This window comes from uncultured Gimesia sp., assembly GCF_937919775.1.
Classification (GTDB): Bacteria; Planctomycetota; Planctomycetia; order Planctomycetales; family Planctomycetaceae; genus Gimesia.
Genome location: NZ_CALFPF010000343.1, coordinates 1 through 7,341, shown reverse-complemented (window position 1 = coordinate 7,341; position 7,341 = coordinate 1). Strand labels below are relative to the sequence as shown.

Below are 7,341 nucleotides of genomic sequence, written 5' to 3'. Positions count from 1 at the left end.
TGTCTAATTCGGTGATTCGTTTCAGGAGTAATCATCGCCGGAAACCTGAAAAAACTCTCTCACTTGCTTATGGGTTTCGATTTGCGAGATCCTTTTTTCAAGAGAGATTGCAGGCTTGTTCTTTAACAAATAGGGTCGCGCGGCTGCAGGAAGCTGGTTCGCCGAATTATATTCTCAAGAAGTTTTAGTGAGGAGAAGACCGTTGGGTATTTCAGCTACAGTTCCTTTTTCGGCACAAGAAGCAAACAGACTTTCAGTCGATGCTATTGAGGAGATGAGGCTGCGCACCTGGGCTAGAAGGAACTACATTGAGGAATCGCAGCGCGACAATCTCTGGCACCCTGTCATTTTAGACGAAATGCTTCGAATCGATCAGGAATAGTTCCGTTGGTTGGGGGGCGCCTGGCTAATATTCTCTCAATATCGGCAGAATCTCTGTCTGGCGTTTCCCGGCAGTGACATGGACTTTTTTATGTTCATCCACAAACACATTCACTTCGCTTCGCACTCCAAATTCAGGCAGATAAATTCCCGGCTCAATCGAGAAACAGGTTCGTGGTAGGACGAGCCGTTCCTCGTGCGTTTCAAGATTGTCCATATTGGCGCCGTTGCCGTGTGTTTCCTGCCCAATACTGTGGCCGGTCCGATGGACAAAATATGATCCATAACCGGCTTGCTCGATAACATCCCTGCAAGCCTGGTCCACTTCCCAGCCTTGAATGGATGTGCCTGACTGGAATGCTTGTTCCACCAGCGAGATTCCCGCGTCCCGAGCTTCAGCAACTATTTGAAAAATCCTGGAATAGCTCTCGGGAACGTGTTGACCCACAAAACCGACGCGCGTCATATCACTGTAAACAGCGCGGGGGACATCCAGTTTGGCCCACAAATCAACCAGTACGAAGTCCCCCTCTCGAATTGCGGTATCGGAGCCGGTCCCAGTTTCGTAATGAGGATCGCCGCTATGCGTTTCCCTTGCAACAATCGGAGGATGATAGGTTGTCAATCCAGACTGTTTGAAGTGCTGCATAATCACATCGGAAACCGCTGTTTCTTCAATACTCCCCTGCTCTCTAATCTGAGCAGCGATAAATGACCAGGCGATCTCAAAAGCTTTGTCAGTTTCGATACCGGCTTTCTGATGTAATTCCCATTGTTCTGCATCCCAGACCGCTTCAAAGAGCTGGACCAAATCTCCTGAGGAGACAATAGACTCAACCGACTCACGAACCAGTTCCACAGTACCGGCATCAACGCGAGAAATATAAGGGTTGGAATTCCGCGGAGAATATTCCATCGCGATCCTCTTTGCTGCACGGAGAATTGATGCAATACCGGCCTCCAGTTCCTGCCATTTCAGATAGACGATTTTCTCTCCGGGCAGATGGTCGAGAGCCTCTGATTCAATTCGGTGGACCAGTTTTACAGGCTGTCCTGACTGGGGAACAAAATAGAAAAATCGCCGTGACCCCATCGCTTCTTGCGGGATATCGAGGATTCTCCTGGTCAGTACATTATTCCCTCGAAAATCATAGAACAACCAGCCATCCAGCGAGAATTGTTCCAACGCCGTTTGTATATTTGAGAGTTCGAACATATGAAGAATGCCTGAAATATGAAGGAATTTGATGAACGGATCAGGAGAAATCGCTGTTAATCATATCAATGTAAGGCGTTAGAATTGTAAATACAAGAAGCGCGGGACAGAACAATCTTGCAAATCGCGTGTCCTTCCAGGAAAAACGCACTGATTCAATGAACTTTCAGTTGCGAATACTTGATCCTGTCTGGACAATAAACACTTGTTATTATAGATCTTGAATCCTGAAGCAAAATCAACAGATTTTACCTGAAACTGAGGAGAAACGACGATTTCTACTGTATCGACTGAAATAGCTTTCCAGAAATGCATTTCACCCGCTTGTGAGGCAACCTATTCGTTAGATGAAGTTCTAACGAGTTGCCCGAAATGTGGCGAACTGCTGGATGTTTCCTATCAGTGGGATCAGGTTCCGGTTCCTCAGTCGTTACGCGAATTTGAAAAACGCTGGAGTAACCGGAACTGCCCAATTGATTTCAGCGGGGTCTGGCGATTTCGTGAATTGTTACCTTTCGCCCGGGACAATCAGATCATTACGATCGGCGAGGGGCAAACGATGCTGAAAGCATCACCGTCCGTCGCACGGTATGCCGGCTTGAAGGATGATAGCCTCTATCTGCAGTATGAGGGACTGAACCCCTCCGGCAGCTTTAAAGATAATGGTATGACGGCTGCATCCACGCATGCGGTCATGGTGGGAGCCAAAGTTGCTGCGTGTGCCTCCACAGGCAATACCAGTGCGTCGCTGGCAATCTATTCCAGTGTGGCGCAAAAATTTAAAGTGGTTGTGTTTGTGGGCAGTGGAAAAATTGCGTTTGGAAAATTATCGCAGGCACTCGACTACGGCGCAAAAACGATTCAGATTCAGGGGGACTTTGATGACGCTCTGGCGCGCGTTCGTGAAGTCTGTCAACAGGAAGGGATTTACCTGTGCAACAGTGTGAATCCATTTCGGCTGGAAGGCCAGAAATCGATCATGTTCCGCGTCCTGGAAAGTCTGAACTGGGAAGTTCCGGATTGGATTGTGGTTCCAGGCGGAAATCTGGGGAATTCCAGCGCGTTCGGGAAAGCATTCATGGAACTAAAAGCGCTCGGGCTCATTGAGCGGATTCCCCGTCTGGCGATTATCAATGCGCAGGGAGCCAACACGCTTTATCAGCTTTACGAAGAGCATGGTCTGCGTTGGAATGGTGGTCACTATGATCGTCCTGCTTCTATCGATTTCTTTTCTCAAATGGATAAAGAAAATCGACGAGCCTCAACCCTGGCCAGTGCGATTGAAATCAACCGACCGGTTAATTTTTCCAAATCATTGAGAGCGCTTGATGTATGTGATGGTGTTGTAAGAGAAGTCAGCGATCAGGAGATTCTTGATGCAAAAGCACAGATTGGGGCGGGAGGATTTGGTTGTGAGCCAGCCAGTGCAGCCAGTGTTGCCGGGGCCAAATTACTTAAAAGCGAAGGAGTAATTGCCTCCAGTGATCGCGTCGTTTGTATTCTAACCGGGCACCAGCTAAAAGACCCCAATGCAACAGTTGCCTACCATTCTGCAACTAATGAACATATGGATGAAAAGCTGATAAGCCACGGAGTCAACGAAGCTCCTTTTTCGAACGGACCTATTGTCGTCGAGAACGATTTAGATAAAATAATAGAAGTGATTCGATCTTTTTGATCATGCTGATGGTATTGTTTTTGCTGTTGTAAATCACTAATGCTCAATACGTCGCTGTGTTTCAGGCTCAGAAATAACTTTGTATAGATATTGTCAGCGGTATGGATTGAGGTAAGGGACACGGAATGAGTACACCCTTTGAAGAATTGGAATATTTAGCTGATTTTCTCCCTGACGAAGGAGAGTCGGTTCTTGTTTCGCGCAGTCAAGGTGAATTGGTCTGTGAAAATTTTCAGAAAGATCGTTCACTTGATGAGATGGCGAGCCCGGAATTCTATGGTCACCTGGTTCATGCCAATGAGAGACTGAATTCATTAGTTGCCCGCCCTGTCTGGATCGCGACGCTTGTCTGGTTCTGGGTTTGTGTATTGATGCATGAAAGTCTTGAACTGGGATGGGGTGGCTGGTATCTGGATCTTGGTCTTGGTCTGGTAGCAATAGCTGCCAGCTATGCGGCGATTCGTCTCCGCCAGGATCGTTATTTCAAACAGGAAGTGCGTCCGACACTCAACCGGCAGATGTATGGAAGTAACTTGAGTAAATATGCGCTGGTTGGTGTGATCAGACAACGTCCCGAATTGCGAACATTGCTTAATACGCTTTCGCGTTCATTACATTAAAGCGGTTGGTCGAAATTGCGAGTAGCGTCAATCGATCACTGATATTCAAGCACGCCTTGTACATAAATGTCCGAATCCAGAATTTGGATCTGGTACTCAGCCATATTCTGGAATTGTGGAATCAGATCCAGTCCCTGCCCTGCGATGGGAGTGATCGCTGTTTTGCCCCCTACGATCTTCGGTGCAATGAAGACGTGGACTTCATCAATCAGCTGTTCATCAAAACAAGTGCCGAGCAAGCTGCCGCCTCCTTCGATGAGTATGTTCGTCATCTCTTTGCGACTTAGTTCCTGCAGGCACTGCTTGAGATCAGGGTGCCTGGTCTCGGTTTGCGGTGAACTCTGAAACAGCAAAACTTCAACACCGGCCTGTTCAAGTTGTTTGATATTCTGGGGAGGTGCCGATTCGTGTGCGATCACTATGATAGGCGCATCGCTAATTGATTGAACCAGTTTTGACTGGCAGGAGAGGACCGCCTGTGAATCAACGATGATTCGAGCCGGCGTTCTCGCTCCCGCTGGTCGAACCGTTAGCAGCGGGTTGTCTTTTTCCGCCGTCTGATGACCGACCATAATGGCGTCCATGCGGCCGCGAAGCTGGTGTACGATCTCGCGGGAACGTTCATTTGAAATCCACTGTGAATGCCCGGTTTTTGTGGCGATTTTTCCATCCAGCGTCATTGCCCACTTGGCGTGTACCCAGGGAAGACCTTGCGTGACGCGTTTTACAAAAGGCCGCACCAGTGTTTGTGCTGCAGATTCCAGCAGTCCGACTTCTACTTCAATTCCCGCCTGTTGCAGCTCAGCAATTCCACCTCCGTCAACGTGAGGCGCAGGATCTCGCATGGCAATCACAACTTTTTTGACACCGGCTTGAATTAAGGCTTGCGAGCAGGGTCCCGTTTTCCCCTGGTGGCAGCAGGGTTCCAGGGTCACATAAACAGTGGCTCCTCGTGCTCGATTTCCCGCCATCGTTAAGGCTTGGATCTCAGCGTGGGGGCCGCCATACTGTTGATGGTATCCCTCGCCGATCAGTTGCAGGTCCTCATCAACAATCACCGAGCCGACTGCAGGATTCGGTTCAACAGACCCTGTCCCCAGACGGGCCAGCTCAAGGGCACGTTGCATCACCGCTTCGGGACTGGAAAACTGCCTGATGGTATCCACTGACTGATCTGCTTTCCTGCACGACGAGGATCTGACATGATCACTCTTTTAAGAGGAGTGAGTTCAAAACAGGGCTTAGTCATATATGATTACGATTGACCTGGTAACCAGAGTTTCTGCCCCGAATCGGAAGGAGCATCTGTTGCGATTTCGCCCGGAGACCAAATACCTTCGTTTGTTGTATTACCCGGAATACCTCCCGGATCCAAAAAAGTAGATTCTCTCATCCAAGGCACATCCAGTTCGAATGCCTGAGCGAATGCTTTTAGATATTCTTTAATTTGCGGGGTCTTTTTGCCATATTGGTCCCAGATTTGTTTCATGAAATCGGAAAGCCCTGGATCTGTGGTATCTTCCAATCGGAATGAAAGCTCGCGCATTTTCCATTGCAGTTCGCTCTCAAATGCATTGGCCGATTGCGATCTCGCGTTTTCCTGACCTTTACGGATCCAGGTAAGCATTTCTTCCCGCTGATTACGTTTATGGCAAATTTCCGTTAATGTGGAATAAACGCGATCCAGATCGACTTCCTTTTTACATTCTTCACGATCCAGGATTTCGATTAACACTTCATACAGAAAGCGAGGATGGCGGATGAGCAAAGCGCGGTTGAAAATATACATCAACTGTGGGTCGTTGAGCTCTTTAACTGGAATTCTGTTTTGAGCCATGGAAGAGCAGGTGTTGAAGTGCGACGATTCTGAAATTGGAAGAGCGGGAAGCTCCGAAATATTGAGTTTCGGGTCGAGTTCGTCGAATTTCAGAAAGTGACCTAATGCAAGTGATTGGGCGTCGAGCACGTAAGCAGCAGCTGTTAAAGCGACTTTCAGATCGTCATCGTTGGCGGCTTCCTGAGGAGTTTTTCCACCCAACCCGGCTAGTTTTGTATTTGTCCAGGATTCAGAAAGAAGCTGCTTCCATTTTTGTGCTTCCATTTCTCTGCGTTTGATAATCGGCATTTTCTGTGGAAAATTCCACCGGAAAAAGAGAGGCCATTGCTCTGACGGAATGGGGGATAGTGGATTACTCGAGACAGCGCTTTCTCGATCCAAAAGCTTTAAACCACAGTCTTGTTTCCCTTGTTCACCCAAGGCTTCGTCAAACAGTTTTTCTGCTAATGTGAGCTGATCACCTTCATAAGCATGCAATCGGACGATTGCCTGTTGTCCCAGTTGCTTGTCAGCATCAAAAACATCGATATCGCCAATCACAACAGGAACATTATCGAGAGTGATATTTTCCCCTTTTGACTCAAGATCAATGGGAGTATTTACAATTTGAAAATAGGCAACGGGAGTATTTTCATCCAGATCATGTTCGTGCTCTGGTGGTACATTTCCGCGCATCATCTGGTCATGCTGTTCCAATATTGTCAGGAACCTGGAAAGGGATTCAACTTCATAAACTTTTTCAATCGAATTCACTACTTCGCTAGTGTTATTCAGATTGAGTAGCTGAGCCAGCGTTTCCAGTTCAACCGCTTCCGCAAAATCATTTTCTAATTTCGCAGCATTGTGAAACAATTCAGCTGATAGAATTTCATCTGTGGCCCAGGCATAACAAAAAGCGGCATTTTTCCACAAAGTGACCTGTTCTGTCGCTTCCGCAATTTGTTTGAACAATCCGGCGGCCAAACGATAACAACCCAGGTTCGCAAGTCGTTGCGCTTTTTCAAACATTGTCTGATGTTCGGCATTATCAATGGGGCATCGCTCCAAGACGTGCACGCCGCGGAACTGGTAAGGAATTTGATCATCACCGTCAAATTCCAAAAGGTTCATAAACAGATTTTGTTGATATTCCTGAGAGGCGACTCGCATTGCCAGTGCAAAATGTTCACGCGCTGCCAAAAAATAACCGCGCATCTGAAGTGCGATCGCAATACTGATGGCCAAAGGCGTTGCCAGGCTGATATCGACCGCAGCACATTTTTGTAAAGCTGTGTAAATGGCTTTTTGCGATTTTTTATAGCCGTGAGCGAGAAATGTAGAGGTAGCCAGCAACGAATGGGCGGCTGGATGATCGGGGTCGAATTCCAGGCATTGTTCCAGCGGTTTGATTGCGTCATCAAACCGTCTTTCCGCCATTAAAATCTGAGCCTCTGTAATATAACTCAAAGGTTGTTCAGGATGATTCTTTTTGAGTCGATCCAGCAGTTGCAATGCAGTCGCGGTCTGGTGGGTTTCATGCAGGTGTGAAATTTTGCTGATTTCATCGCCGACCGAATGGCAGCAAAATTTGTATTTTTTTCCGCTATTGCAGGGGCAAGGATCGTACGAA

The 7,341-nt window shown here is 47.6% G+C and carries 5 protein-coding genes; 2 read left to right on the top strand and 3 right to left on the bottom strand.

Annotation, left to right across the window (positions count from 1 at the left end):
* Window positions 1-406: 406 nt before the first annotated feature.
* Entirely contained in the window at window positions 407-1,597 is a 1,191-nt protein-coding gene (locus Q0294_RS09520) for a M24 family metallopeptidase (RefSeq protein WP_299463921.1), read from the bottom strand.
* A 274-nt stretch (window positions 1,598-1,871) separates the two neighbouring features.
* On the opposite strand from Q0294_RS09520, the gene thrC reads away from it, so the two are divergent.
* Together thrC and Q0294_RS09510 are read left to right on the top strand one after the other, a co-directional pair.
* The gene (thrC, locus tag Q0294_RS09515) at window positions 1,872-3,275 is read left to right on the top strand and encodes a threonine synthase (protein ID WP_299463923.1); all 1,404 of its coding nucleotides are present in this window, start codon (window positions 1,872-1,874) and stop codon (window positions 3,273-3,275) included.
* 125 nt (window positions 3,276-3,400) lie between these two features.
* The gene (locus Q0294_RS09510) at window positions 3,401-3,895 is read left to right on the top strand and encodes a hypothetical protein (protein ID WP_299463918.1); all 495 of its coding nucleotides are present in this window, start codon (window positions 3,401-3,403) and stop codon (window positions 3,893-3,895) included.
* A gap of 35 nt (window positions 3,896-3,930) precedes the next feature.
* Here the strand turns inward: Q0294_RS09510 and ribD are convergent, their stop codons facing one another.
* Window positions 3,931-5,061, bottom strand: a complete 1,131-nt coding sequence (ribD, locus tag Q0294_RS09505; RefSeq protein WP_299463915.1) for a bifunctional diaminohydroxyphosphoribosylaminopyrimidine deaminase/5-amino-6-(5-phosphoribosylamino)uracil reductase RibD — start codon at window positions 5,059-5,061, stop codon at window positions 3,931-3,933.
* An 89-nt stretch (window positions 5,062-5,150) separates the two neighbouring features.
* Window positions 5,151-7,341: tetratricopeptide repeat protein (locus Q0294_RS09500; protein WP_299463912.1), on the bottom strand; the 2,191-nt coding region annotated here is incomplete at its 5' end.

What these genes read in the sequence shown, in the direction of transcription:
- Q0294_RS09520 (WP_299463921.1), bottom strand. Translation starts at nt 1,597, where the DNA reads ATGTTCGAACTCTCAAATATACAAACGGCGTTGGAACAATTCTCGCTG.
- Q0294_RS09510 (WP_299463918.1), top strand. Translation starts at nt 3,401, where the DNA reads ATGAGTACACCCTTTGAAGAATTGGAATATTTAGCTGATTTTCTCCCT.